Origin of the sequence: Burkholderia sp. 9779_493 (assembly GCF_015712215.1) — a bacterium.
Taxonomy (GTDB): Bacteria; Pseudomonadota; Gammaproteobacteria; order Burkholderiales; family Burkholderiaceae; genus Burkholderia; species Burkholderia cenocepacia.
In genome coordinates this window covers 129,559-154,657 of sequence record NZ_JACCQA010000006.1, presented here as the reverse complement: position 1 = coordinate 154,657, position 25,099 = coordinate 129,559, and the positions used below count along the sequence as shown (strand labels likewise).

General features: G+C 67.5%; 24 protein-coding genes. 7 read left to right on the top strand and 17 right to left on the bottom strand.

The window, feature by feature from the left end:
* Positions 1-130: 130 nt before the first annotated feature.
* From H0X95_RS08110 to H0X95_RS08100, 3 genes are read right to left on the bottom strand one after another with little or no spacing between them, the layout of a single operon-like run.
* A complete protein-coding gene (locus tag H0X95_RS08110; protein WP_006494566.1) occupies positions 131-865 on the bottom strand; it encodes a polysaccharide deacetylase family protein in 735 nt (244 codons plus the stop codon).
* Positions 866-888: 23 nt separating this feature from the next.
* Positions 889-1,449 carry a hypothetical protein gene (locus H0X95_RS08105; RefSeq protein ID WP_059720977.1) on the bottom strand — a complete coding sequence of 187 codons (561 nt, stop codon included), beginning with the start codon at positions 1,447-1,449 and terminating at the stop codon, positions 889-891.
* Between the two features lie 29 nt (positions 1,450-1,478).
* A complete protein-coding gene (locus H0X95_RS08100) occupies positions 1,479-2,600 on the bottom strand; it encodes a glycosyltransferase (RefSeq protein WP_059720956.1) in 1,122 nt (373 codons plus the stop codon).
* A gap of 284 nt (positions 2,601-2,884) precedes the next feature.
* Here H0X95_RS08100 and H0X95_RS08095 point away from each other — a divergent pair, with 284 nt between their 5' ends.
* The 5 genes from H0X95_RS08095 (at position 2,885) to H0X95_RS08075 (ending at position 8,704) form a co-directional block, all read left to right on the top strand.
* Positions 2,885-3,553, top strand: a complete 669-nt coding sequence (locus H0X95_RS08095; RefSeq protein ID WP_230204561.1) for a TetR/AcrR family transcriptional regulator — start codon at positions 2,885-2,887, stop codon at positions 3,551-3,553.
* A 346-nt stretch (positions 3,554-3,899) separates the two neighbouring features.
* A complete protein-coding gene (locus H0X95_RS08090) occupies positions 3,900-5,198 on the top strand; it encodes a dicarboxylate/amino acid:cation symporter (protein ID WP_059720955.1) in 1,299 nt (432 codons plus the stop codon).
* Positions 5,195-5,395, top strand: a complete 201-nt coding sequence (locus H0X95_RS08085; RefSeq protein ID WP_154641150.1) for a hypothetical protein — start codon at positions 5,195-5,197, stop codon at positions 5,393-5,395. Before H0X95_RS08090 ends, H0X95_RS08085 begins: the two co-directional genes overlap by 4 nt.
* 257 nt (positions 5,396-5,652) lie before the next feature.
* Positions 5,653-7,587 carry an SMP-30/gluconolactonase/LRE family protein gene (locus tag H0X95_RS08080; protein WP_059720954.1) on the top strand — a complete coding sequence of 645 codons (1,935 nt, stop codon included), beginning with the start codon at positions 5,653-5,655 and terminating at the stop codon, positions 7,585-7,587.
* 286 nt (positions 7,588-7,873) lie between these two features.
* A complete protein-coding gene (locus tag H0X95_RS08075; RefSeq protein WP_006494558.1) occupies positions 7,874-8,704 on the top strand; it encodes a peptidylprolyl isomerase in 831 nt (276 codons plus the stop codon).
* Positions 8,705-8,734: 30 nt separating this feature from the next.
* Here the strand turns inward: H0X95_RS08075 and H0X95_RS08070 are convergent, their stop codons facing one another.
* Positions 8,735-9,172, bottom strand: coding sequence for a GNAT family N-acetyltransferase (locus H0X95_RS08070; RefSeq protein ID WP_006482330.1), 438 nt, complete (start codon positions 9,170-9,172; stop codon positions 8,735-8,737).
* A 42-nt stretch (positions 9,173-9,214) separates the two neighbouring features.
* Complete coding sequence (locus H0X95_RS08065) at positions 9,215-10,114, bottom strand: hypothetical protein (RefSeq protein ID WP_059720953.1); 900 nt, start codon at positions 10,112-10,114, stop codon at positions 9,215-9,217.
* A gap of 359 nt (positions 10,115-10,473) precedes the next feature.
* On the opposite strand from H0X95_RS08065, the gene H0X95_RS08060 reads away from it, so the two are divergent.
* Positions 10,474-11,766, top strand: a complete 1,293-nt coding sequence (locus tag H0X95_RS08060) for an MASE1 domain-containing protein (RefSeq protein WP_196446017.1) — start codon at positions 10,474-10,476, stop codon at positions 11,764-11,766.
* Between the two features lie 13 nt (positions 11,767-11,779).
* Positions 11,780-12,595 (top strand): alpha/beta hydrolase, encoded by an 816-nt coding sequence (locus H0X95_RS08055; RefSeq protein WP_059720952.1) that lies wholly within the window; start codon positions 11,780-11,782, stop codon positions 12,593-12,595.
* 112 nt (positions 12,596-12,707) lie between these two features.
* On the opposite strand, the gene H0X95_RS08050 is transcribed toward H0X95_RS08055, so the two are convergent.
* From H0X95_RS08050 to hchA, 12 genes are all read right to left on the bottom strand, one after another.
* A complete protein-coding gene (locus H0X95_RS08050; protein ID WP_027813915.1) occupies positions 12,708-12,995 on the bottom strand; it encodes a barstar family protein in 288 nt (95 codons plus the stop codon).
* A gap of 31 nt (positions 12,996-13,026) precedes the next feature.
* Positions 13,027-14,082 carry a MerR family transcriptional regulator gene (locus H0X95_RS08045; protein ID WP_059720951.1) on the bottom strand — a complete coding sequence of 352 codons (1,056 nt, stop codon included), beginning with the start codon at positions 14,080-14,082 and terminating at the stop codon, positions 13,027-13,029.
* An 80-nt stretch (positions 14,083-14,162) separates the two neighbouring features.
* Positions 14,163-15,629: a xylulokinase gene (gene xylB, locus H0X95_RS08040; protein ID WP_059720950.1), complete on the bottom strand. Its 1,467-nt coding sequence runs from the start codon at positions 15,627-15,629 to the stop codon at positions 14,163-14,165.
* Positions 15,626-16,561: an AraC family transcriptional regulator gene (locus H0X95_RS08035; protein WP_059720949.1), complete on the bottom strand. Its 936-nt coding sequence runs from the start codon at positions 16,559-16,561 to the stop codon at positions 15,626-15,628. Before H0X95_RS08035 ends, xylB begins: the two co-directional genes overlap by 4 nt.
* Positions 16,562-16,590: 29 nt before the next feature.
* The gene (locus H0X95_RS08030; protein WP_006482347.1) at positions 16,591-17,784 is read right to left on the bottom strand and encodes an ABC transporter ATP-binding protein; all 1,194 of its coding nucleotides are present in this window, start codon (positions 17,782-17,784) and stop codon (positions 16,591-16,593) included.
* Positions 17,785-17,787: 3 nt separating this feature from the next.
* Complete coding sequence (locus tag H0X95_RS08025; protein WP_006480069.1) at positions 17,788-18,822, bottom strand: NAD(P)-dependent alcohol dehydrogenase; 1,035 nt, start codon at positions 18,820-18,822, stop codon at positions 17,788-17,790.
* 10 nt (positions 18,823-18,832) lie between these two features.
* Entirely contained in the window at positions 18,833-19,660 is an 828-nt protein-coding gene (locus H0X95_RS08020) for a carbohydrate ABC transporter permease (RefSeq protein ID WP_006482351.1), read from the bottom strand.
* Positions 19,648-20,607 (bottom strand): carbohydrate ABC transporter permease, encoded by a 960-nt coding sequence (locus H0X95_RS08015; RefSeq protein WP_230878167.1) that lies wholly within the window; start codon positions 20,605-20,607, stop codon positions 19,648-19,650. Before H0X95_RS08015 ends, H0X95_RS08020 begins: the two co-directional genes overlap by 13 nt.
* A complete protein-coding gene (locus tag H0X95_RS08010; protein ID WP_230878172.1) occupies positions 20,591-21,856 on the bottom strand; it encodes an ABC transporter substrate-binding protein in 1,266 nt (421 codons plus the stop codon). Before H0X95_RS08010 ends, H0X95_RS08015 begins: the two co-directional genes overlap by 17 nt.
* Positions 21,857-22,125: 269 nt before the next feature.
* Complete coding sequence (locus H0X95_RS08005) at positions 22,126-23,211, bottom strand: ATP-binding protein (RefSeq protein WP_006494550.1); 1,086 nt, start codon at positions 23,209-23,211, stop codon at positions 22,126-22,128.
* Positions 23,208-23,945, bottom strand: coding sequence for a response regulator (locus H0X95_RS08000; RefSeq protein ID WP_006482275.1), 738 nt, complete (start codon positions 23,943-23,945; stop codon positions 23,208-23,210). The genes H0X95_RS08005 and H0X95_RS08000 overlap by 4 nt, the downstream gene beginning before the upstream one ends.
* Before the next feature lie 122 nt (positions 23,946-24,067).
* On the bottom strand, positions 24,068-24,949 hold the full coding sequence (gene hchA, locus H0X95_RS07995; protein WP_059720947.1) for a glyoxalase III HchA: 882 nt from the start codon (positions 24,947-24,949) through the stop codon (positions 24,068-24,070).
* Positions 24,950-25,099: the final 150 nt, after the last annotated feature.

Below are 25,099 nucleotides of genomic sequence, written 5' to 3'. Positions count from 1 at the left end.
GAGCGTGAAGGATTGCTGACCAGAACGATGAATATGGCCCACACAAGGTGCGGATGATGACAGTGACATCGAAGGAGACGGGTATTGGCTCGGCGTGGTACCGGTTCATCCGGACGAACTGCCTGGATACTTATCGGCGCCCCGCTATCCGCCCCTTCCAGCACTTGAACCACAGCCTCGCAGCCCCGACCCCGCCCGCGACCGGAATCCGCGGCAACAGAAACGGATCGTCGGCCGCGCCGGCGCATCCGCGTCGGGTCGTCGTCGCGTTGCCGTAACCGGCAGCGATGACTTGATCGCGCACGCGTGCGTCGAGATCGCCGTACGGATAGCAGAACGATTCGACACATTGCCCGCTCAGCATTTCGAGTTGCCGCTTCGATTCGGTAAGCTGAAAGTCCGAAACAGGCGCCGGCACATACGACAGCGCGACGTGATCGAGCGTATGCGAGCCGATTTCATGGCCGTGATCGCGCCACGCGAGCATGTCCTCGCAGGTCATCAGCGGCGAGCGCGTGGTCGGCGCGCCCGCGTCCCAGTCGTTCGCGCCGCCGAACCGGCCGGCGACGAAGTAGCAGGTCGCGGTGAATCCGAGCGCATCCAGCACGGGCATCGCATGCGTCAGCACGTTGAGAAAGCCGTCGTCGAACGAAATGCCGAAGACCTTGCCCTGCCGCTCCCCGCGCAGGTACGGCTGCAGTTCGCGCACGCTCAGGCCGCGGTAGCCGAGCCGCCGGAACAGCGTCATCTGGCGGCGGAACGCGTCGGGCGCGACGCTCAGGCTGCGCAGCCGGTCGGTCGGCGGCGGCAGCGGGCGGATCTGGTGATACATCAGGATCGGATAGCGTGGGGTGCGCGCAAGCATCGGCGGGTCGCAGGAAAGCGGGATTACGCGGCCTTGCGGAAAATCCGCAGGGTCTTGAAGTCGCCGACCTCGACGAAATCGGCATTGGCGGCCCACCGCGCGATGATCGGTTCGGCCTTTCGATACGCCGACGATCCCGTGTAGAACAACAGATGGCCGTTGGGCGCGGTATGGCGCGCGAACAGGTCGAGCACTTCTTCGTCGGTCTTCGCGCCGTAGCGGCTGTTCGCTTCGCCGCGGAATTCGCACAGATGGAACAGCGTGACGACGTCGAACGTCGGCAGCAGGCGCGAATGGCTCGTATAGATGTCGCCGAAATACGCGAGGTAGGTCTTGCTCACCTCCGGTTGCCGCGTGACGAGATCGACATACGACTTGTATTCCTTCGGCGATGCCGTCACGCCGAAGACGGTGTTGTTCAGGTGCGGCCGCGCGCATTCGATGCCGACATGGTGGTGGCCGCCGGTGCCGAAGTGATAGATGCGGATGCCCTTGAGGTGCACGGATTCCAGCCATTCGACGAAGTGCACGTCACACGGACATTCCTGCGTGCGCAGGTCCCAGTACTTCTTCCAGATATTCAATGCCATTTCGTGGATCTCAAGGAAGTCACTCAGCGGTACGGGTTGTGTCGAATCGACTTCTGATAGATGGACAAGGTCGCGTCGACGAACGCGTCGAACGAAAATTCGCGCTTGCCTTTCAGCCGCGCGCTGCGCCCCATCGCGCGGACGCAGCCGGGTTCCTGCACGATCGCGCGCAGGATCGCTTCGATCGCCGCGGGCTCGCGGGGCGGGACGACCCAGCCGTCCACGCCCGGCTCGACGTTCTCGGGCAGCCCGCCCACGCGCGTCACGATCGCCGGGCAGCCGAGCGACATCGCTTCGCGGCACGCATACGACAGGCTCTCGTGGTACGACAGCACGAACGACACGTCGATGATCGAGAACGGCGCCCACACGTCGTCGAGCCGTCCGGTGAACGCGGTGCGCGACGCCATGCCGTGCCGCGCGAGCTGTTCGCGCTGCTCGCCGGACGGCTCCGCGCCGATCAGCAGCACGCGAAACCGCTCGCGCTCGGCTTCCGGCAGGCGGCCCAGCGCCGCGATCAGGTCCATCCAGCCTTTTTCGGGCGTGGTGCCGGCGCTGCTGCCGAGCACGATCGCCTCCGCGCCGGACGCGCCGAACAGCGCGATCTTGCGGCGGCGGATCTCGTCGCCGGCCAGTCGTTCGGCGGCCGGCCGGCGCACGCCGTGCTTGACCACCGTGACGTTGCCGTACGGCGAGCGCAGCGCGAGCATGCTGGCGACGTAGTCGCTGACCGCGATCGTGTGGTCGGTGGCCAGCCGCGCACGCAGCACGTTGCCGAGGCTGTCGGCGCGATAGGTGTTGTGCTTGGTCAGCACGATCGCGGGCCGATACCGGCAGCCGAGCAGCGCCAGCATCACCTGCCGGTGATCGGCGGCCCCGTTCACATGGATCACGTCGAAGCGCTCGGCGGCGATCCGCCGGCGCAGCCGGAGAATCTCCCGGCACAGCCGGTTCCAGCGCGGCTTGAATTCCATGTCGAAGATCGCCACGTCGGGACTGTCCTTCAGCAGTCGCGACAGGCGGCTGCCTGCCGGCGACGCGACGGTCACGCGGTGATGGCGGCTCATCGCGACGGCGAGATCGCGGACGTAGGTGTCCTGGCCGCCGCCGTAATCGCCGTGGAAGTTGGTGTACAGAATGTTCATCACGATGCCGCTTTTTTATCGATCCGTCATTTCAGAGGAATACTGATGAAATGCCGGACTCGACCTGATGGAAGCCTTGACGCGAACGCGGTGCCGCGTTTCCGGCCCGGGATTGCGCATCGACGTCGGCGTACGGCGTCAATGCGAATCATTTCCAAATATTACAGATCGTTTACGTGCCGTAGTGTCGAGGTCTGCGCATCTTTGTGAGAATCTGTCGTGATCGCTGGATCGTGTCGCCCGGTGCGTGACGATTTCCCGCGATCGCGATTTCGATTGCAACGATGGCGCCGGATTTGATTCGGGTCGATGCCTTCCCTATAATGCGACGATTTAGTCCGGTTATTTCGGGAAGCATGGCGCGTACACGGAACGAAAACCTTCATCAGCAGCGCCGCGAGCAGATCCTGACCGCGGCCGCCCGGGTCTTCAAGGCCAAGGGGTTCCACGGCGCGCGCACGGAAGATATCTGTGCGGCGGCCGACATGAGCGCGGGCGCGGTGTTCCGGTATTTCGCCGACAAGCGCGAGATGATCGACGCGATCATCGCGGTCGAGGTCGAGCGTTATACGCGGGACTTCAACCGCATCCTCAGCAGGGACGGCCTGCTTGGGCTGGCCGGCATCACGGCCGACGAGCTGGCCGGGATGATGGCGCAAGGCGATGACGGCCTCGGTGTCGACAGCTGGCTCGAACTGGCGCGCGATGCCGAACGCCGCCCCGATATCGTCGGGCTCGACCGGAAGATGCGCGCGGATCTTGCGGCGCTGCTGGCGCGCGGCCAGGCCGAAGGCTGGGTCCGGCCATCGCTGGATCCTGCCGGTGCGACGAACATCGTCTTCGCGCTGTTCAACGGCCTGTGGCTCGACCGCAGCCTCGGCACGTCCGTCGACATGAAACAGACGGCCGCCGCGCTCGGCGATTTCTTCCGCACCTACGTGCTGGTTGCCTGACGCCCGACGCCACCGGCGCGCATCGCGTCGACACGTTCGCCGCGGCCTTCCGGCAAGCCGCGCGCTATCCGATCCGCTGAAATTCCCCGGCATCCGGCCGCACCGGAAGCGAGCCGGACCGCGACACCTGCCCTTTCCCGACGACATCAGGACGCAAATCAACCCGCGGCGCTTTCAGATTTGAAAGCCGGCCGACCATTTGCGTTAGAATGCCCCCCCTTGTCCGCCCGGGCGACCGCCCGAACCGGACAGGGTCGCCCGCTTGGAGACACAGGTTTCGATTCGCAGCCGGACGCGAATGATGGGCCAGCCGTTAGCAACATACGCTTTGTAATTTGGATCACTAATGAAAAAGAAGCACAACATTACCAGGTACATCGTTGTCGCGATGATTCTTGGCATCGCCGTGGGTTACGCCTGCCATAGCGCGTTTCCCGACCCGAAGATGGCGAAGGAGGTCGCCGGGTACGTGTCGTTGCTGTCCGATGTGTTCCTGCGCCTGATCAAGATGATCATCGCGCCGCTGGTGTTCGCGACGCTGACCGTCGGCATCGCGCAGATGGGCGACGGCAGCGCGGTGGGCCGCGTGGGCGTCAAGGCGTTCGGCTGGTTCTTCATCGCGTCGTTCACGTCGCTGCTGCTCGGCCTGCTGACTGCGACGCTCCTGCAGCCGGGCAGCCACCTGAGCCTGCCGCTGCCGCCGTCCGATGCGGCGCTCAACCTGAAGACGGGCGCGTTCACGCTGAAGGATTTCGTGGTGCACCTGGTGCCGAAGTCGATCGCCGAGGCGATGGCGAACAACGAAATCCTGCAGATCGTCGTGTTCTCGATCTTCTTCGGCACCGCGCTGTCCGCGCTCGGCGACGCAGGCAAGCGCCTGACCGGGGTGATCGAGGATCTCGCGCAGGTGATGCTGAAGGTGACGGGGGCGGTGATGGGGTTCGCGCCGGTCGCGGTGTTCGCGGCGCTCGCGTCGACGATCACGACCGAAGGGCTCGGCATCCTGCTCACGTTCGCGAAGTTCATGGCCAGCTTCTACCTGGCGCTCGCGCTGCTGTGGGCCGTGCTGACGCTGGCCGGCGTGACGTTCCTCGGCAAGCGCGCGTTCACGCTGATCCGGCTGATTCGCGAGCCGTTCCTGCTGTCGTTCGCGACGGCCAGCTCCGAGGCCGCGTATCCGAAGCTGCTGGACGCGCTCGACCGCTTCGGCGTGAACCGCAAGATCTCGAGCTTCGTGCTGCCGATCGGCTATTCGTTCAACCTCGACGGCTCGATGATGTACTGCACGTTCGCGGTGCTGTTCATCGCGCAGGTGTACGGCATCCATCTGCCGCTCGGCACGCAGATCACGATGTTGCTGATGCTGATGGTGACGTCGAAGGGGATGGCGGGCGTGCCGCGCGCGTCGCTGGTCGTGATCGCGGCGACGCTCAACCAGTTCAACATGCCCGAAGCCGGTTTGCTGCTGATCATGGGCGTCGACATGTTCCTCGACATGGGGCGTTCGGCCACCAACGCCGTCGGCAACTCGATCGCGGCGGCCGTGGTCGCGAAGTGGGAAGGGCAGCTCGACGCGCCGCGCGACGACGACGATTCGGACGGTGCGCGCGTAGCCGAGGTGAAGGTGCGGGAAACGTCGGCATGACGCGTGGCAACGCGGCGGCGCAACGCCGCGTTGCCCAACCCGCGGCAAATGACATTCGCCGGCCCGGATTCGATACGGATTCGGGCCGGCAATGTGTTTTGGGGCGGCGGCTTTTCCCGATGTTGCCGAAATGGCATTCGCCGTTTCAATCGATCGACGTCGAATCGGCGGCGATATTCCGACAGGCGCTCGCCTGATTTTCCCCATTCCCGATCCGGCGCGTAAGTGACCATTCACTGACGGGCGGCGGCGCTCGCCGCAAGCATGGGGCGATTCGCAATTTTTTTCGATTTATATGACGTTATTCTCGCCCTGCGCATGATCGAATGCATGCCGTATGTCATACCGACTGCGCCGGATGATTCGGGGAAGAATTTACATCTCGCGGGCTTCAAGCCATCTGGCCGGCCGATCCCTCATGTGAATGACTACCCTGTTCAGGAGAGCATCCGTCATGGTCGCCAGAAAACGCATCCAGGCCGCGCTCGTTGCCGCGGCGATCGCCGCATGTGCACCCGCTGCTCATGCAGCCAACACCACCGACTGGCTCGCGAATACGTACGGCACGCTCGCCGCGCACGTCGGCAACGTCGCGCGCGCGATGTGGGTCGCGCCCGAAGGCGTGATCTACACGGCGTCGATGTGGGACGAGGATGAGGGCGGCGTCGCGATCTACCAGAACGGCAAGAGCATCGGCTCGATCGGCGCGCATTCGGAATTCCAGGGCAGCGCGATCACCGGCAATGCAACGTCGCTGTTCGTCGCGCTGCAGCCCGGCAAGACGTACGGCAGCGGCGCGGTGGGGCGCTACAGCCGCGCGACGAAGGTTCGCGATCGTGTCATCCAGATCAGCGCGGCGACCAACCAGCCGCGCATCGATGTCGTCACCGGGCTCGCGACGGCCGGCTCGCTGCTCTATGCGAGCGACTTCTACGGCAATCGCGTGCGCGTATTCACGACCGACGGCGTGTGGCAGCGGGACATCGGCGTGTCGGCGCCGGGCGCGCTCGCGGTGGACGGCGCGGGCAACGTGTGGGTCGCGCAGAAAAGCGCCGGCTCGATCGTCGGCTTCAGGCCGACCGGCGCGCTGCTGAATACGATCCGGATGCCGGCCGGCTCGCATCCGTCGGCGCTGCATGTCGATGCGGCGGCCGGGCAACTGCTGGTGGGCGACGAAGGCCCCGACCAGAACATCAAGCGTTATTCGATATCGGGCCAGCCTGCGCTGGCCGGCACGTTCGGCGTGCGCGGCGGCTATCTCGACACGACGACGGGCATCAAGGGGCAGGTCGGCCCGCAACGCTTCACGCGCATCGTCGGGATCGGCAAGGACACCGGCGGCAACCTCTATGTGCTCAACAATCCGTGGGGCGGCAGCTGGGATCTCGGGCGCAACGGCGCGACCGACATTCATGCGTACGGCAGCAACGGCAACCTGCGCTGGACGCTGCAGTCGCTGAACTTCGAAGGCATCGCCGCGCCGGACCCGGTCACGGACGGTGCGCTGTTCTACGGCGGTACGCATATCTACAGCGGCAGCGCGGGCGGCAAGTTCGTCGCGAATACCGTCGATCCGTTCACGTACCCGTCGGATCCGCGCATCAACATGAGCGACACGCAGCGCGACGAGCACTTCGGGATGATCACGTCGGTCGGCGCGAACCGGATCCTCGTCGCGGCCGGCCAGAATCCGCCGATTTTCTACTTCTATCACTTCAACGCGGCGAACGGCTACATCGCGATTCCGGACGGCTCGATTCCGGGCCCCGCGTTCAACACGACGCAACGCGTGACGGGCGGCTTCAGCCTCGACAGCCAGGATGGCGTGTGGGCCGGCCTCGACAAGACCGGCGCGATCACGCATTACCCGCTGACCGGCTTCGACGCGGATGGCAAGCCGTCGTGGGGGCCGGGCGTCGCGACCCGCATTCCGGCCAGCATCCAGCCGCTCACGCGCATCGTGTATCTCGCGGACAGCGACACGATGGTGCTCGCGCAGGGCGCGCTCGGCAGCAACGACTGGACGTCGATCGGCACGCGCATCGAGGTGTATCACGGCTGGCGAGCAGGCAATACGACGAAGCCGGACCCGGTGATCACGCTGCCGCACAGCGGCGCGAAATCGATCGACGCGGCGGGCAACCACCTGTTCGTCGGCTACTGGTTCAGCAGCAGCGGGCCGCTGTGGCCGAACGTCGACGCGTTCAACCTCACCACCGGCAAGCTCGACACGACGCTCGTCAACACGAGCCCCGCGACGGTCGACACCAGCAGCGCGATCGATGCGATGTACAGCATCCGCGCGTACCGCCGGTCGAACGGCGAGTACGTGGTGATGAAGAACAACGTGAAGGGGAACAGCATCACCGTGTACCGGTGGACGCCCTGACGGGCTGAACGTGCTGGTGCGGTCGCTTCGGGCCGCGGCTGCGGACGCGGACGGAAAGTCGTGAAGACCATCGACGCATTTTCTCGGGATGGTTGCGCAACGCGCATGCAATGAACGGTGGGCACACTGCGTGCCGCACCACGGTGGCCAGCCGCCCCAACCTCCCGACGCGCAAACGCGGTTCCGTGCACAATGACAGCGGCACCCGCGGACGCTGCGCGGGCGTGCCCGATGAACGGGCGCGGCTGCCGCTGCCGCGTTTCTTATGCTCGAAGTGACAACCCCGATGAAAATGAAAACGACACCGAACCGCCTGTTGACGATCGTTGCGCTGGCCAGCGCACTGAGCGGCCCTGTCCACGCCCAGACGGCGGCGACCGTCGCGACCGTCAACGGCACGCCGATCACGCAGACCGACGTCGATACGCTGCTGCGCGCGTCCGGTCAGCCCGATTCGCCGCAGATCCGCCAGGCGATCAAGAATCAGCTGATCACGCGCGTGCTGGTTCAGCAGGCGGCCGAAAAGGCGAACTACGCGGACAAGCCCGAGGTCAAGGCGGCGATGCAGCAGGCGAAGGTGACGGCCGAGGTGCAGCTGTACCTGCGCGACCACGTGAAGCCGGAGCCGGTGACCGACGAGCAGGTCAAGGCGCGCTATGACGAACTCGTCGCCGCGCTCGGCAAGAACGAATTCAAGCCGCGTTTGATCGTCGTCAAGGATCCGGTCGCGGCGGCGACCGTGCTGAGCGAGCTGAAAGCGGGCAAGTCGTTCGACGGGCTCGCGCGCCAGTACAGCGTGGCGCCGAGCCGCGATACCGGCGGCGAGCTGCCGTGGGTGAGCTTCAACACGCCGGCGGTGGAAGGCAAGACGGCCGGATTGCCGCTGCCCGTCGCGCAGGCGCTCGAGAAGCTGTCGGTCGGCGCGGTGACGAAGGATTCGATTCCGGTCGATGGCGTGCGGGCGATCGTGAAGCTGGATGCGAAGCGGCCGACGCAGGTGCCGGGCTTCGAGACCGCGAAGCCGACGCTTCAGCAGCAACTGCAGGCGATCGCGGCCGAGAAGGCGAGTGCGCAGATGATCGGCAATCTGCTGAAGGACGCGAAGATCACGCAGTAATGGCCATGCGGCGGCGCCGAGCGCCGGCCGTCACGCGTGCCAGATCATGTTCGCGCTCGTGTCGGTGTCCGACGCGACGCGAAAGCCGAGCCGTTCGTAGAGCCGCCGCGCAGGGTTGCCGTGCAGCACGCTGAGCGACACGGGCACGTGCGCGCGTGCCGCGTCGGTCAGCAATGCGTGCAGCACGGCTTCGCCGATTCCGTGCCCCTGGCGCGCGGGGAGGATCTGGATCTGGTGAATGTGCCATTCGCCGGCAGCGCGCGTCACCTTCAGCAGGCCGATCGCGTCGACGCCTTCGCAGACGATCATCGCATCGTCGAAGTTCGCGCGGATGCGCCGGTCGTGCGCTTCATCGTCGGTCGGCGCGCCGACGCGCTGCAGGTGCTCGGTCATCGTGAGTCGACGGAGCGTCAACAGGAACGGGAGGTCTTCCCGGGACGCGGCACGCAGATGGATCGCGGGTTTCATGAGTGGTGAGACGTTGCGTCGGGCGCGAGGCCGCGACGTGGATCACAGGCCCGGCAACGGAATCTGCAGGCCGGCCGGGCGATGTTCGAGGACATCCGTGACCTCGTATTCGGTTTTTGCCCCGTCCGAAGTTTGCCACTGCTGCACACGGACATTGCACAAGAGCAGATCTCCCTTGCTGAAACTGATCTGGCTGTTGTTCACGCGCGACAGGAAGCCGGCATCGGTGATCGTCGCGTGAATCGTCGACGTGCCGTCGTGCAGCCGCCACTTGTTGTCGTCCTTGAACGCGAGCGACACGATCGAGAACGCCATCTTGCGATGCTCGTCGAGCAGGAGTGCATCGGTTGGCTCCGGCGCATGAAACCATGCCATCTCGTTGCGGGCGACCATCTCGTACACCTCGGTATCGGTGCCGACCGCAAAAATCTCGATGCCTTCGCGCGCGAGTGGCGCGAGCACTTGCGCGGTGGCTTGGCGAACGCGGACGTCGCGTAGCAGCGTGAGAACGGGCAGGTCGATTTCGAGTGTGTCGCCGTCGACGTCCAGCACCGCGGTGCGGTCCTGCATCCGTACGTGCGTGATCTCGCGCCCGCGCAGCCGTTTGAGGACGGCAAAAAGCCCCTTCCTCGCCTTGGGTGCGGCGATGCCGAGCGCGGTCAGGATCGTGACCGCATTGGCGAGCGCCGTGCCTTCGTTGCCGCTCAGCATGTCGCGCATGCGGCCGAGCAGCGAGGTCGCGAGCGTGAAGTCGATACCGAAGCTGCCGGTCTTGAAGCTGCCGCGCACGTTGACCTGCGGCCGGACCTGAGCGCCGCACAGTGCGCGCGTCGACGCGTCGAGTAAATCGCCGAAGGCGAGCAGCGCGGGCGCGAGTTCGCGCACGTCCATCTCGGACGATTCGAGCGCGGGCCCGTCGTACGTGACGCGAAATCGGCTCATCGCGTCGAAGAGGCAGATATCGGCCGGGTCGGGACTGTTTTCATTTGCGGTCGTATGGAATGCAGATGGGAGAGCTGGACGATACCCGAAACGAATGCTTTCGACTGCCTTTCATCGCAGGGCCGAATGACCGGCCGCGTGCGATTTTGGCCATCCGGACAAGACGGCTTGCAGACGTGTCCCGATAGCGCCCGGCAAGCGGCGAACTTTTCCGATACCTTCCCGGTCACACTCGCCAGCTTGCGGGCGCGCGCCGGTGCCCCGAACGTGCTGCCGCCTTCCGGTATTCCGCCGTTCAACCCGCCCGCCTATCATTCGCACATCGCTCGCACGCACGGCGCAATACACAGGGATTCTCGATGGACACCAAACGATCGCGGCCGGGGCTCGTCGCCGCGCTGCTCTGGGCGGCGCTGTATCTCGCGACCGGCTACATCTCGCACGAATTCAACGGCCCCGTCCGGCTGACGGGCTACATCTGGCTGCCGGCCGGCGTGACGGTCGGCGCATTCATGCTGCGGCCGATGCGCGACTGGCTGACGCTGGCCGGCGCGTTCCTGGTCGGGCAGCTCGCGCTGACCGCCATCGAGCACGGCAGCCTCGTCAACGCGGTGCTGTTCACGGTCGACGAGGTCGGCGCGGCTGCGCTCGCGGTCTGGCTCGTGCAGCGCGTGCGCTTTTCGCTCGAAGGGCTGTATTTCCTGCGCTCGGTGGTCCTCGCCGGGATGATCGCGGGCGTCGTCGGCGCGATCGGCGGCGCGGCGTGGTACACGACGCTCAAGGGCGCGCCGTTCTTCGACGTGTGGTCGGTGTGGGCCGCATCCGATTTCGTCGGCGTGCTGCTGGTCACGCCGGTGCTCGCGTCGTGGTCGCGCTTTCGCGCGCACCGTTCGGGCGACCACGAGCGCTTCGACCTGGTGCTCGGCATCGTTGCGTTCGTGCTGCTCGCGGCCGTCGCGCTCGTGATCTTCGACGGCGATACGTCGCGGAAATTCGGCACGGGCGCCGGCTTCGCGCTCACGTATGTCCCGTTGTTCCTGACGGTCGCGGTGACGCTGCTGCTCGGCGGCCGGGCGGGTTCGTCGTCGGTGCTGGTGCTCGCGCTGATCGTGATCGAGCAGACCGCACAAGGCGACGGCCCGTTCGCGTCGCTTCACGCGCATTACGGCAGCGCGCTGCTCGAAGCGCAGCTCTATCTGGCGGTCGCGTCGCTGCTGGTGCTGACGGTCAGCACGCTGAAGACGACGCGCGAGCGCGTGCACGAGCATGCGGCCGTCCTGCAGAACAACATGGAGCTCGCGCTCGCGAGCGCCGGCCAGATCGCGTACGTGCTCGATCCCGAGTCGGGCCGGATCGAGTGGAGCGGCGACGTCGAGCGCGTGTTCGGCGTCGGCGTCGACGCCGCGCAGATCGCGACCGTGCCGCTCGTGCTCGAACGCGTGCAGCCGGGCGATCGCGACGCGCTGCGCGACTACTGGAATGCGGAGATCGCGGGCGAGGACCGCGCGTCGCTGTCGCTGCGTATCGTGCTGCGCGACGGCGGCACGCGGACGATCACCGACCACGGCGCGCCGCTGCTGGATTCGAACGTCGACGTGACGGTGGTGGCGGGCGTGTGGCAGCTCGAGCGCGTGTGGCCGGCGGACGAATGAGCGGGTACGCGTCATGACGGGCCGCACGGGCGTGCTGCTGATCCACGGGCTCGGCGGCACGCAATACGATCTCGGTTCGCTGCACAAGGCGATGCGGCGCGCGGGCGGCGACACGCACATGATCACGCTGCCGGGGCACGGCACGCGCCCGGAGGATCTGGTCGGCGTGCGCGCGGAGGCGTGGCTCGATGCGGTGACCGAACAATACCGCGCGCTGGCGCGCGAGTACGACACGCTGCACGTCGCGGGGATGTGCATGGGCGCGCTCGTCGCGCTGCTGCTGTGTCATCGCGTGCAGCATGCGCGCGGCCGGCTCGCGCTGCTGGCGACGCCGATGTTCATCGACGGCTGGTCGACGCCGTGGTACCGGTCGCTGCGGCACGTGCTGTACCGCGTGCCGGGTGTCGCCGAGCGAATGCGCGTGGAGGAAGGCGATCCGTTCGGTATCAAGAACGCGACGATCCGCGCGATCGTGAAGAAGAAGTTCGAGCGGCAGGACAGTTTCCACTATGCGTGGGTGCCGCTCGCGTGCGTGCGGCAGGTGGACCGGATGCGCGACTGGGCGCTCGACGCCGCGGCCGGCACGCCGTGCCCGACGCTCGTGCTGCATGCGCGCGAGGACGAGCTGACGAGCCTGCGCTCGGCCGACTTCCTGCTGGAGAAGCTGCCCGACGCGCGCGGGATCGTGCTGGAGAACAGCTATCACATGATCTGCGCGGACAACGATCGCGACGACGTCGCGCGGCACGTGCTCGAATTCTTCGGCTTCGATCCCGTGCATGCGGTGAGCCCGGCGATGGCGCGCAGGATGGGGCGGCTGGGATCGTGACGGTGGCGTAACTGTCACAATGGCGTCAATCCGGGGGCAAATCCATTTGAGGTTGTCGCGATCTAGTCTGGAAGGAACGGACGCACGATCTTGCGGCTCGCGGCGAGTTCGATCAATCGTATTCGACACGGGGTGCGAAGGCCGGATATTGCCGGGCCATGTCCTGCAGGCAGTCGCGCATCAGCTTCGCGTCGCGGGGAAAGCGGCGTTCGAATTCCGACCAACCTTTCAGCCGGAGAATGAGCGGCATATCGACCAGCGCGGTAATGGCGTCCCAGAACGCATCCCAGTTTCTTCCATACCAATCCGGGAAACTCAACTTCTTCATCAGTCGTACGTGCAACTGTTCGGTCGATTCGATATCGTCGAGTTCGATTTCTACCCGCGTGTCGCGTGCCATCATGTTCTCCGACGGACAGGTCGCGAAACATTCAATTCATTTCGCGTTCCGTACCGAGCATCATAGCGCGCGCTTCCGGCCGCCGCGCGATCCGCTCGCGGACTTCCGGCGCCGCCAGGCACGTGGCCACGGCTTCATACCCCGGCGCGCCGGGGTAAGGCGCCACGCGCGCAGGCGGGCTGTGATTGGCCGGGCACAGCAGGATGGTTTCGTCGGGGCCGACCGCCGCCAGATCGAGGATCGCCGACGAGCGCGTCAGCAGGAACAGCGGCCGCATGCCGGCGGCTGCGGATTCGCGCAGATGAGCGATCAACGCCAGTTGCGTGGCCCGGTCGAGGCCCTGTTCGATCATGTCGACGATCTGCGCACGCGGGCCTTGCGCTTCGAGGCTGACGAGGAGTGCCGTCAGTGCTGGCGACGGCGTTGCGCCTTTGGCGGCGAGCAACGCCGACGTGCGATCGACGCGCGACTTCAATTCCGGATCGGCGCGCACTGCATCGAATGCCGCGGCACAATCGTCGTCCAGCCGATCGAGGCCGACGAACACGGCGCCAGGCAGCGCCTCCGCCAGCCGAAGCGCGAGCCGCGTCTTGCCGCTCCCCGGCGAACCGATGATGTAGTTCAGCGGCCGGATATCGCGACACTCGAACCACTCGCCGCCCCACGGCCACGGCAGGCTGAACGCGACGCCGGCGCTGCCGGGGTCGAGCAGCCGCGTGAGTTCGCCGTCCGCCGGCATCCGCCCGCGTGCCAGGCCGGCGCGCATCGCGCGCACGCGGTCGAGCTTGCTGACGAAATCGTGAATCCCGTGATCGAGCGCCGCTTCGTGGGCGGCCAGCGCTGCGTCGAGACCGCGCGCGTCGCCGTCGAGCACGCTCGCGACCTGCGCGAGCGTGAGGCCGAGCTTGCGCAGTGCCGCGATGTCGGCGGCGCGGGCGAGATCGTCCGGGCCGTACGTGCGGTATCCGGCCGGCGTGCGCGCCGGCGTGACGAGGCCGTGCCGCTCGTACAGCCGCAGCGCCTTGATCGAGACGCCGAGCCGCGCGGCGGCGGCCGACGCGTTCAAGCCGGGTGTGGCGGTACCCATCCGTCACCTCTTTGCTGTCGATTCGTTGCGCCCAGCATAAAGGCGATCCCAAGGGCCGGGTCAAGCGCGATCGCGGGCGTTCAGTCGGCCGCCGCGAACTCGTCCCGCAGCGCGCGATACAACCGCCGGTAGCGCGCGAGCCGCCCCGCCAGCAGATCGACCGACGCGGCATCGGGCGCGACCGTCTCCGTGACGGGCGGCGCGACGCAGACCTCCTCCAGCGTGTCGTTCGTCGCCGCCAGCCGCGCGAGCCGCGCGGCGCCGAGTGCCGCGCCGACCGCGCCGTCCGCATGGCGCTGCATGGCGAGCCCGGTCGCATTCGCGCACAGCCGCGCCCAGAACGCGCTCTTCGAGCCGCCGCCGATGAAGGACACCGCGTCGAGCGTCGTGCCGGCCGCGCGCAGCGCGTCGTAGCCGTCGGCCATCGCGAACGCGACGCCTTCCATCACCGCATACGCGAGATCGTCCGCATCGTGTTCGTTCGACAGTCCGAAGAACACGCCGCGCGCATGCGCGTCGTTGTGCGGCGTGCGCTCGCCGCCGAGATACGGCAGGAACAGCGGCGCGCGGGCCGGATCGGCGCGTTCGGCGCGCGCAGCGAGCGCGCCGGCGGTCGTGCCGTGCGCACGCGCGAGCCAGTCGAGGCTCGCGGCCGCCGACAGGATCACGCTCATCTGGTGCCAGCGTCCTTCGACGCAGTGGCAGAACGCGTGCACGGCGGCGTCCGGGTTCGGCGCGAAGCGGTCGTTGCCGGCGAACAGCACGCCCGACGTGCCGAGCGACAGGAAGCCGCTGCCGGCACCCGTGACCCCCATGCCGATCGCGGACGCCGCGTTGTCGCCGGCGCCGCCGGCGATCGTCACGGGCTCGTCGATGCCCCATTCGCGCCGCAACGCATCGCGCAACTGCGCGGCGGGCGCGTTGCCTTCGACGAGGCGCGGCATCTGCGCGCGCGACAGCTCGGTTGCGGCGAGCATCCGGTCCGACCAGTCGCGGCGCGCGCAGTCGAGCCACAGCGTGCCCGCCGCGTCGGACATGTCGGACACGAATTCGCCGGACAGGCGCCAGATCAGGTAGTCCTTCGGCAGCAGCACCTTGTGCACCGCGCGAAACACGGCGGGCTCGTATTTCGCGAGCCACAGCAGCTTCGGCGCGGTGAAGCCGGGCATCGCCATGTTGCCGGTGATCGCGCGCGATTCCGGCACCAGCGCTTCCAGCTCGACGCATTCGGTGCCGGCGCGCGTGTCGTTCCACAGGATCGCGGGGCGCAGCACCTGGTCCGCGCGGTCGATCAGCGTCGCGCCGTGCATCTGGCCGGACAGCGCGATGCCGCGCAGCGCGGCGAAGCCGGCCGGATGCGCGGCGCGCACCGACGCGATCGCGTCGAGCATCGCGTGCCACCACGCCTGCGGGCTTTGTTCGGACCAGTGCGGATGCGGCCGGCTGATCGACAGCGCGGCCGAGCCGGTCGCGAGGGGCACCGATCGGGAATCGGTGAGCAGAACCTTGACCTCGGACGTGCCGAGGTCGATGCCGAGATATGTCACGTATGAAGCGTCCTGTCTGGGGCGCGGGGCGGCGCGCGTCGCGGGGGCGGCGCGTCGTCGCGACCGTGCGGTTCGTTGAGCCGGTGCAGCGCGCGGAACTTCGACGGCGGCACCTGCTTCATCGCGAGAAACTGACGGTTGAAGTTCGACAGGTTGTTGAAGCCAACCCGGTAGCAGATGTCGGTCACCGTCAGGTCGGAAAACATCAGCAGCTCGCACGCTTCGTTGATGCGCAGCCGGTTCAGGTAGCGCACGAACGACGAGCCGGTATGACGCCGGAAAAACCGCGTGAAGGTGCTGACGCTCATGCCGGCGAACGCGGCGACGTCGGCTTCGCGCAGCATGCCGGGCAGGTTCTGCTGCAGGTACGACAGCACCTGGTTGATGGTCGACGACATGTAGTGCTGCGCGTCGCTGCGGTAGCCGGGGCCGGCGAGCACGCGCCGCTCGCGGCACGACGACAGCCGGTCGAACAGCGACATCAGGATCTCGACGCGGCGGCAGCCGTGCGCATTCGCGAGTTCGAGCATCAGCGGCGCGACCTCGACGCCCACGCGGTCGGGAAACTGCACGCCGCGCGCCGCGTCGTCGATCAGGACGATCACCGGCTGCAGCTCGCTGAACGCGCCGACCATCTTCTCGATCGCATCGCGCGAGAACTGCAGCACGACGTCGCGCGACGGCACGCGTTCGCCGTCGGCCAGCTCGCTGACCCAGTTGTGCGGCAGGTTCGGCCCGGTGACGATCAGGTTGCCGGGGCCGAAATCGCCGATGTGGTCGCCGACGAACACCTTGCCGTGCGACGCCTGGATCAGATGAATCTCGTACTCGGGATGGAAGTGCCACTTCGCGACCGAATGCGGATAGTCGTGGACCCACGCGCGAAACGATTCGTCGCGGTGGGTGGGAACGATCTCGAGATCCGGGTTCATCGTGTACTCCGTCGGGGCGTGCCGGCGTGCTACGAACGGGACATCGACCAGCCCGTCGCGGCAGGCGGCGTGGTGCGCGTCGCGGCCGCCGGCGGCGCCGCGTGCGCGATCGGGTTCGCGTCCGGCAGCGTGACGTTGCGCTCGGTGCCGGCGTCGAACAGATGCAGGGCTTCTTCGTCGAAGCGGAACGCTACCACGGCGCCCGGCGCCGGGGCCATCGGGGCCGGCACGAGGGCCGCGCACGGCTGGCCGCGCCAGTCCAGCGTGACGAGCGCCTCGGCGCCGAGCAGCTCGACGAGTTCGACCGTGCCGGTCAGCGTGAGCGTGCCCGGGGTCGGATCGCCTTCGGCGACGAGTTGCAGGTGATTCGGGCGGATCGCCGCCTTCACCTGCTGGCCGTCCTGCAGCCGTGCGAAGCGCGAGGACGCGAGCGGCCAGCGCGCGCCGTTGCAGTCGAGCAGCACGTTCGTGCCGACGCGCGCGATCGTGCCGTCCGCGAAGTTCATTGCCGGCGTGCCGACGAACCCGGCCGCGAATACCGTGTGCGGCTGGCCGTACAGCTCGGCCGGCGTGCCGATCTGCTCGATGTGGCCGCCGCGCATCAGCACGACGCGGTCGGCGAGCGTCATCGCCTCGAGCTGATCGTGCGTGACGTACAGCGTGGTTGTCTTCAGTTGCCGGTGCAGCCGTTTGATGTCGCCGCGCAACTGCGTGCGCAGCTTCGCGTCGAGGTTCGACAGCGGCTCGTCGAACAGGAACACGGCGGGCGTCTTGATCATCGCGCGCGCGATCGCCGCGCGCTGCTGCTGGCCGCCCGACATCGCGCGCGGACGGCGGTCGAGCAGCGCGTCGAGGCTCAGGATGCGCGCGACGTCGCGCACGCGGCGGTCGATCTCGTCGGCGGGCACCTTCAGCCGCCGCAGGCCGAACGCGATGTTGTCGTACACCGTCATGTGCGGGTATAGCGCGTAGTTCTGGAACACCATCGCCACATTGCGCTCGCGCGACGGCAGGTCGTTGACGACCGCATCGCCGATCACGAGCTCGCCGCCGGTGATCGCCTCGAGGCCCGCGATCATCCGCAGCATCGTCGACTTGCCGCAGCCGGACGGGCCGAGCAGCACGATGAATTCGCCGTCGGCGATCTCGAGGTCGAGCGGATGCAGCACGGCGGGGCCGCCGTCGTAGTGCTTCGACAAAGCCTTGCAGGTGATCTGGGCCATGGCTCAATCCATTTCGATCTGAATCTTGACGTCGCGCGGGTGTCCGCTCGCCGCTTCCTCGAACGCGCGCACGCCTTCGGAAAACGGGAACGTGCGCGAGATGAACGGCTTCACGTCGATCGCGCCGGACGCGATCAGCGCGAGCGCGCGCGGGAAGATGTTCGCGTAGCGGAACACCGATTCGATGCGGCCCTCCTTCGCCTGCAGCGCGACCACGTCGAGCGGCACCGGCGCGACCGGCATCCCGATCAGCACCGCGCAGCCGCCCGGGCACATCAGGTCGACGAGGCCCGCATACGCATTCGCGCTGCCGCTCGCCTCGAACACGACGTCCGCGCCCCAGCCGCCGGACGCTTCGGCCACCGCGTCGGCCAGCGGCCGCGTACGCACGTCGACGGTCGTGACGGCCGGGTTGCCGGCGAACAGCGCGAGCTTGTCCGGCACGACGTCGGCGAGGATCACGCGCGCGGCGCCGCCGGCGAGCGCGGCGAGCGCCGTCATCGCGCCGATCGTGCCGGCGCCGATCACGACCGCGAGGTCGCCGGGCTTCATCGCCGCCTTCTTCGCGGCCTGCAGGCCGATCGACAGCGGCTCGACGATCGCGCCTTCGGCGAACGACACGTTGTCGGGCAGCCGGTACGTGAACGCGGCCGGATGCACGACGAACGGCGTCAGGCAGCCGTGGATCGGCGGCGTCGCCCAGAAGCGCACGTCGGGATCGAGGTTGTAGAGCCCGCGCAGCGTCGCGGGCGAATCGAGGCGCGGCACGCCGGGCTCCATGCACACGCGGTCGCCGACGCGCAGGTGCGTGACGCCGGCGCCGGTCTCGACGACCGTGCCGGACGCTTCATGGCCGAGCACCATCGGCGCGTCGACGCGGAACGGGCCGATCCCGCCGTGAACGTAGTAATGCACGTCGCTGCCGCAGACGCCGACCGTATGGACCTTGATCCGGACGTCGCCGGGGCCGACTGCTTGCGGCAGGTCGATGTCGCGCAGCGCGAGCTCGCGCGTGCGTTCGAGTACGAGCGCTTTCAACGTGTTCTCCTTATTTTCCCTTGACCATCGAATTGAGCAGGCGGCTCAGCATGCCGACGAAGACGAGCGGCGGCAGCGCGAGCAGCACCGTCGACGCGTTGATCACGCCCCACGGCACTTCCTGGCCGAGCGACGTGAACGCGGACGCGACCACCGGCAGCGTCGCGCTGCGCGACGACGTGAGGGCGAGCGCGATCATCAGTTCGTTCCACACCAGCACGAAGCTGAACACGATGCCGCCGAGCAGCGTGCTCGCGCACACCGGCAGCGCGATGTGCCAGAACACCGCGTACGGGCCGTAGCCGTCGAGCGCGGCGGCTTCCTCGATCTCGCGCGGCAGCCGGCGAAACACGGGGATCGACAGCCACGTGATGGTCGACAGCGTGACGAGCAGGTACGTGACGATCATCGACAGCTTGGTGTCGTACAGCCCGAGATCGACCCAGATCGCGATCAGCGGCAATGCGACCGCGACGGGCGGCAGGAACCGCAGCGACAGCAGGAAGAACTGGATGTCGCGCTTGCCGCGCACCGGGTAGCGCGCGATCGCATACGCGGCCGGCACGCCGAGCACGGCGCCGATCAGCACCGCCGCGCCGACGATCGCGATGCTGTTGCCGAGCCCGATCAGCACTTCGGGGCTCGACAGCACCTGTTCGTAGTTCGCGAGCGTCGGCGTGAAGAAGAAGCGCGGCGTCGGCGTGACGATGTCGAGCAGGTGCTTGAGCGAATTGAGCACGGCCCAGAACAGCGGGAACGCGGCGACGAGCAGGATCGCGCCGGCGATCGCGACGGTGGAAACGGCGGCGGGGCCGCGGCGGGCCATCAGTCGTCCCATTTGTTGACCCTCTTCCAGATGAGCGTGAAGACCAGCGTGGTCGCGACCATCATCAGCACGGCCATGCCCGACGCATACGACACCTTGCCGGCGAGGCCGATGCCCTGCTGGTACGCGTAGAGATCGAGCGTTTCGGTCGCGATGCCGGGGCCGCCCTTGGTCATCACGTAGATCAGGTCGAACGAGCGCAGCGATTCGACCATCTTGATGAACACGAGGCTGACGAGCGGCGCCTTCAGCATCGGCAGCGCGATGTACGCATGCACCTGCCAGGTCGTCGCGTAGTCGAGCCGCGCGGCCTCGAGCGGCTCCGGCGGCAGCGTCTCCAGCAGCTTCAGGATCACGACCGCGAAGAACAGCCCCCACTGCCACACGTCGACGAGCGCGACCGCGTACAGCGCGAGATGCGGATCGGCGAGAAACGCGGTGTGCTCGACGCCGAGCGTGCCGAGCAGCCAGCTCAGGATGCCGGTGAGTGGCGCGTACATGAACTTCCAGATGAACGCGGCCGACACGCGCGGCAGCAGCACCGGCATGATCAGCACCAGCGACGCGAAGCGGCGCCAGCGGCCGTGCACGCGCTCGAACAGGAACACCGCGAGCGCGATCCCGACCAGCACCGCGCCGGCGACCGTGACGACTTCCCACAGCACCGACACCTCGATCGCGTTCAGGAAGCGCCGGTCCGACGCGAGCCGGACGAAGTTGCGCAGGCCGACGTATTGGCTGTCCGGGTAGCGCAGCACGCGGTTGCGCAGCGCGAGATTGATCGCGGCGATCGTCGGGACGAGGCTCAGGACCGCGAGCAGCGCGAGCGTCGGCGCGAGGAACACCCACGGCAGGCTCGTGCGGTCGCGGCGCGCGCGGCCGCGCCGGGCCGACGTGGCGGAAGGGGCCGGGCGGACGCCGAGCGTGCGTCCGCCCGTGCCGTCATTTGCGAGCGCCATGTTCGAGCGCGTCCTTCGCATACTGGTCCGCGTCGTCGAGCGTGCCGCGGATGTCCGTCTGCGTGCCGGTGAACACCTGTTCGAGCGCGATGCCGAGGTTGTCGCCGATATCCGGCCACAGCGGCGTCCGCCAGATCGTCACCTGCGTGACGGGGTTGGTGTCGTTCAGCCCGGCCTGGATCTGCGGCGCGACGTGCTGCTTGAAGTACGGGCTGGCGATCGTGCTGGAGCGGTTGTAGTCGCTGAACACGCCGTTGCGCAGCCGCGCCTGCTCCTGGTCCTTGCTGGTCGCCCACGCGATGAAGCGGCCGGCGGCCATCCGCGTGCAGTCGTCCTTTGCGCCGACCGCCGAGATCGCGAAGCCGTGCCCGTACGCGGCCGACGGCAGCGGCGCGGGCGGCCGCGTATAGCCGACCTTGCCGGCCACGCTCGACTTGCTCGCATCTTCCATCCAGTCCGCGAACGGCGTCGATTCGATCATGAACGCGACCTTGCCCGAGCGGAACGCTTCGAGCGCGTTGCTCCAGTCGTAGGTCGCCGAGCCGGGGGGCGCGTACTTGAACAGGTCGCTGTAGAGCTGCGTGGCCTTCACCGCGGCCGGCGAATTGAACGCGGGCTGGCCGCCCTTGTCGGTCCACGCGCCGCCCATCCCGAGCATGAACGGCGACCAGCGCCACACGTTCATTCCCGAGCCGCGCTGGCCGCGCGCGACCCAGCCGTACAGCTTCGGCGGCGCGTTCAGCTTCCTGATCGCGGCGACGAGCTGGTCGAGCGTCTTCGGCACCGGGATGTGCGCGGCGTCGAGCAGGTCGCGGCGGTAGAACAGGAAGTCGCCGCCGCCGATCAGCGGCGCGAAGTACGCGACGCCGTTGTAGCTCGCGACCGCGCGGCGGCCGGGCAGGAAGTCGTCGTAGTCGTAGTCCTTCGGGTAGTACTTCAGGAGCGGCACGATCCAGTTGGCCGACGCGAATTCGGCGACGTTCGCCTCGTCGACGTAGTAGATCTGGTACGAACCCGCGCCGGTCGACGCGTCGAGCCGCGATTTCGCGCGGCGGTCGTTTTCGCCGAAATAGCTGATCTCGACCTTGGTGCCGTTCTTCTTCTCGTAGTCGGCCAGCGATTTCTCCATCACCGACAGGCCGAGGCTCTTCTGCGCGAGCACCCGAAGGGTCGGCACCTTGCAGGTTTGCGCGGCCGCGACGCCCGGCAGACAGGCGCCGAGCAGCAGGCCGGCTGCGACGATTCGCATCTTGTTCACCCGTGTCTCCTTGATTCTGCTTGTTCGAATGCCGCCGATGACGGCAGGGACAATGGTGTGACGGGGGCGATGCGATCACCACATCAAAAGAATTCGCGAACCGATACTTTTTGCTCAGGTTCGGTCGTGCGATGCACAAAATGTGGTGGTGGGGCGGCGATGGGACCTTTATCGCCGCGGGGCACCTGGTTCAGCCCGCCGCTCGACCAGGTCGGGCGCGAACCGCGCGCGTGAGGGTGTCGCGACGTAACGGCGCCAGGTTACGCCGCGAACCGCTCGCTTTCGGGCGCCGGCACGAGATCGTCCGGCCACTGCACCTCGAACCGCGTGCCGCCCGCGCCGGTCGGCACGCACAGCGCTTCGCCGCGATGGGCATGCGCGATCGCCGCGACGACGGCGAGCCCGAGGCCCGTGCCGCCGGGTTGCGACTCGTCGACGCGCCGGAAAGCCTGGAACACGTGCGGCGCGAACTCGGCCGGGATACCGGGGCCGTCGTCCTCGACGCGCAGCCGGCACATGCCGTCTTCGATGCGGGTCTGGATCCGGATCGCGCCCGGCACTGCGTGGCGGCGTGCGTTTTCCAGCAACGCGAGCAACGCCTGGCGGATGCGCACCGGGTCGCAGCGCATGCGCCGCGGGTCGAGATCGAGCACCGGTTGCTGGCCGGCGGCCTGCAGCGCGTGCGCGAACGCGTCGACTACGGCGCGCACTTCGGCGGCAAGGTCGGTGTCGCGGATCTCGATGCTCAGATGGCCGCTGTCGGCGAGGCTGACCACGCGCAGATCCTCGATCAGCCGCGTCAGCCCTTCGACCTGCACGAGCAGGCTGCGGTACAGCGCATCGCTCGGCGTGAACACACCTTCGGCGAGCCCCTGCAAGCGCCCGCGCAGCACGGTCACGGGCGTGCGCAGCTCGTGCGCGATCGCCGCGTTCCAGAAGGTTTGCTCATCGGTCACGCGCTGCAGTTCGCTCGCGAGCGCGTTGAAGTTGTCGGCGAGCAGCGCCGCTTCCTTCAACGAACGATCGCCGGCGACCGCGCGTGCGCCGAGATCGCCGCGGGCAACGCGGCGGATGCTGTCCGTCACCGAATTCAGCGGCACGAGGATGCGGCGCGACAGGTTGATTGCAACGATGACCGCGATCAACAGGCCGACCAGTGTGGTCGAGGTGATCCACACCCACTCCGGTCCGCTCGGGAGCCAGCTTTCCGGCTTGAACGACTCCGGCGAGTACTGGTACAGCAGGTAGTAGAACGCATAGGCCGTCACGACGATCAGCACCGTGATGCCGAAGGCGATCGCGCCCATCGTCAGCGCGATCTGGCGACTCAGGCCATCGAGTCTCACTCGCCGCTCCACAGTTTGTAGCCGACGCCGCGCACACTGGCCGGTACGCCCGCGACGCCGAGATCGTCGAGTTTCTTGCGCAGCTTGCTGACGTGGCTGTCGACCGTGCGTTCCAGCGCGTCGCCTTCTGGCAGGCAGGTCGCCATCAGCTCGGCGCGGCTGAACACGCGGCGCGGCGCGCGCGCGAGCTGCGCGAGCAGCTTGAATTCGGTGAGCGTCAGCACGAGCGTGTGGCGCACGCCGTCGACTTCGACCGTCGCTTCGTGGTGCTCGAGATCGATCTCGAACGGCGCGGCGCGCAGCACGCGCTGCTCTTCCTGGCGCGCGCCGGCCATCGAACGGCGCAGCACGGCCTGGGCGCGCGCGACGACTTCGGCCGGGTTGAACGGCTTGACCACGTAGTCGTCGGCGCCGATGCGCAGCCCGGTCAGCTTGTCGATGTCCTGGTCGAGTGCGGTCAGCATGATGACCGGCGTGTCGCCGCGATGGCGGATCTCGGCAAGCACCTTCCAGCCGTCGACGTGCGGCATCTGCACGTCGAGCAGCACGAGGTCGGGCTTCAGCGACAGGTGGAGTTCGAGCGCGCGGCGGCCGTCGGCGGCGTGCACGGTGCGCAGGCCGTTGCGCGCGAAATACGCGATCAGGATCTCGGCGATCTCGGGTTCGTCCTCGGCGATGAGGACGAGCGCCTGCGCGCCTTGGCCGGCGCCGGGAGATGAAGGAAATTCGGGCATGGCCACTCGTTCGGATTCAGCGGGGTTCCATCGAATCGCCATACTACCGTACGGCTCTGGCGGTCGAATGGAGACGGGCGGCCATGCCCCGGCGAGACGCCGCGCCAGGGCGGCGCGTACCGTCAGTGCCCGACCGCCTTCAGCAGCGCTGCGGCCGCGAGCTTGCCGACGCCGTTCGACGCGAGCGGGCTGTCGCCCGTGATCAGTTTGCGGTCCTGATGGCAGCGGCCGGTCATGTCCTTGTTCAGCACGCGCGCGCCGAGCTTTTCGAGGCTTTGCGCAACGAGCCACGGCAGCGGGCCCGGCATGTAGCCGATGTCGAGGTTCGGCCCCGTGTCGAGCGCATCCGGAAACACGCAGATCTCGTAGTCCTTGAACGGGTAGTCCTGAGGATCTTCGTCGACGGCGGCCGACAGCAGGCATGCGGGCCCGTGACACAGCGTGATGATGTGCCGGTCGTGGTCGAGCGCCCAGCGCAGCGTGCGCTTGACGTCCTTGCTGTGCGGAATGCCGGCGAGCACGCCGTGGCCGCCGGGAATGAACACCGCGATATACGGCGAATCGGCGCCGGAATGCTGGTCGAGCACGTCGGACAGCTTGAGCGGCGTCTTCAGCTTCGGCAGGTATTTCCGGTAAGTACTCTGCACGGCCTCGTCATCCTGCGGCATCGCCCAGAGTTCGAGTTTGGCCGGGTTACCCGACAGCGTCGCGATGTCGATCTCGAAGCCGGCCTTGTCCATGTGGTGCATCGGCAGCAGCATCTCCACCGGATGGTTGCCGGTCGAGAACATCTTGCCGTTCGTCATCAGGATGTAGCGCTCGTCGGTCGCGATCATCAGGACTTTCCACTTGCCGCCGGTGTACGGATTCGGGTAATCGGCGCCGTCGAAGTCGGTCTTCGACGACGTGTACTGCGACAGCGAATACGGCGACGGGAAATACGCGTTGTTCTCCGCCGGGTCGGCGGCGGGCGTGCGGTCCGTCTGCGTCGTGTCGGAAGTCATGGCTGCTCCTTGCTCGGGGGATGGGTTCGGATGGGGCGGGCGTGGCCGGTGGGCGCCTGCGTGAGTCGTCGCGGCGATTCCGCGGCGGCGACCTGGCGTTCCGGTCATGTCCCGGTCGTGCGGACGGGTATCTCGCAGGGACGATACGTG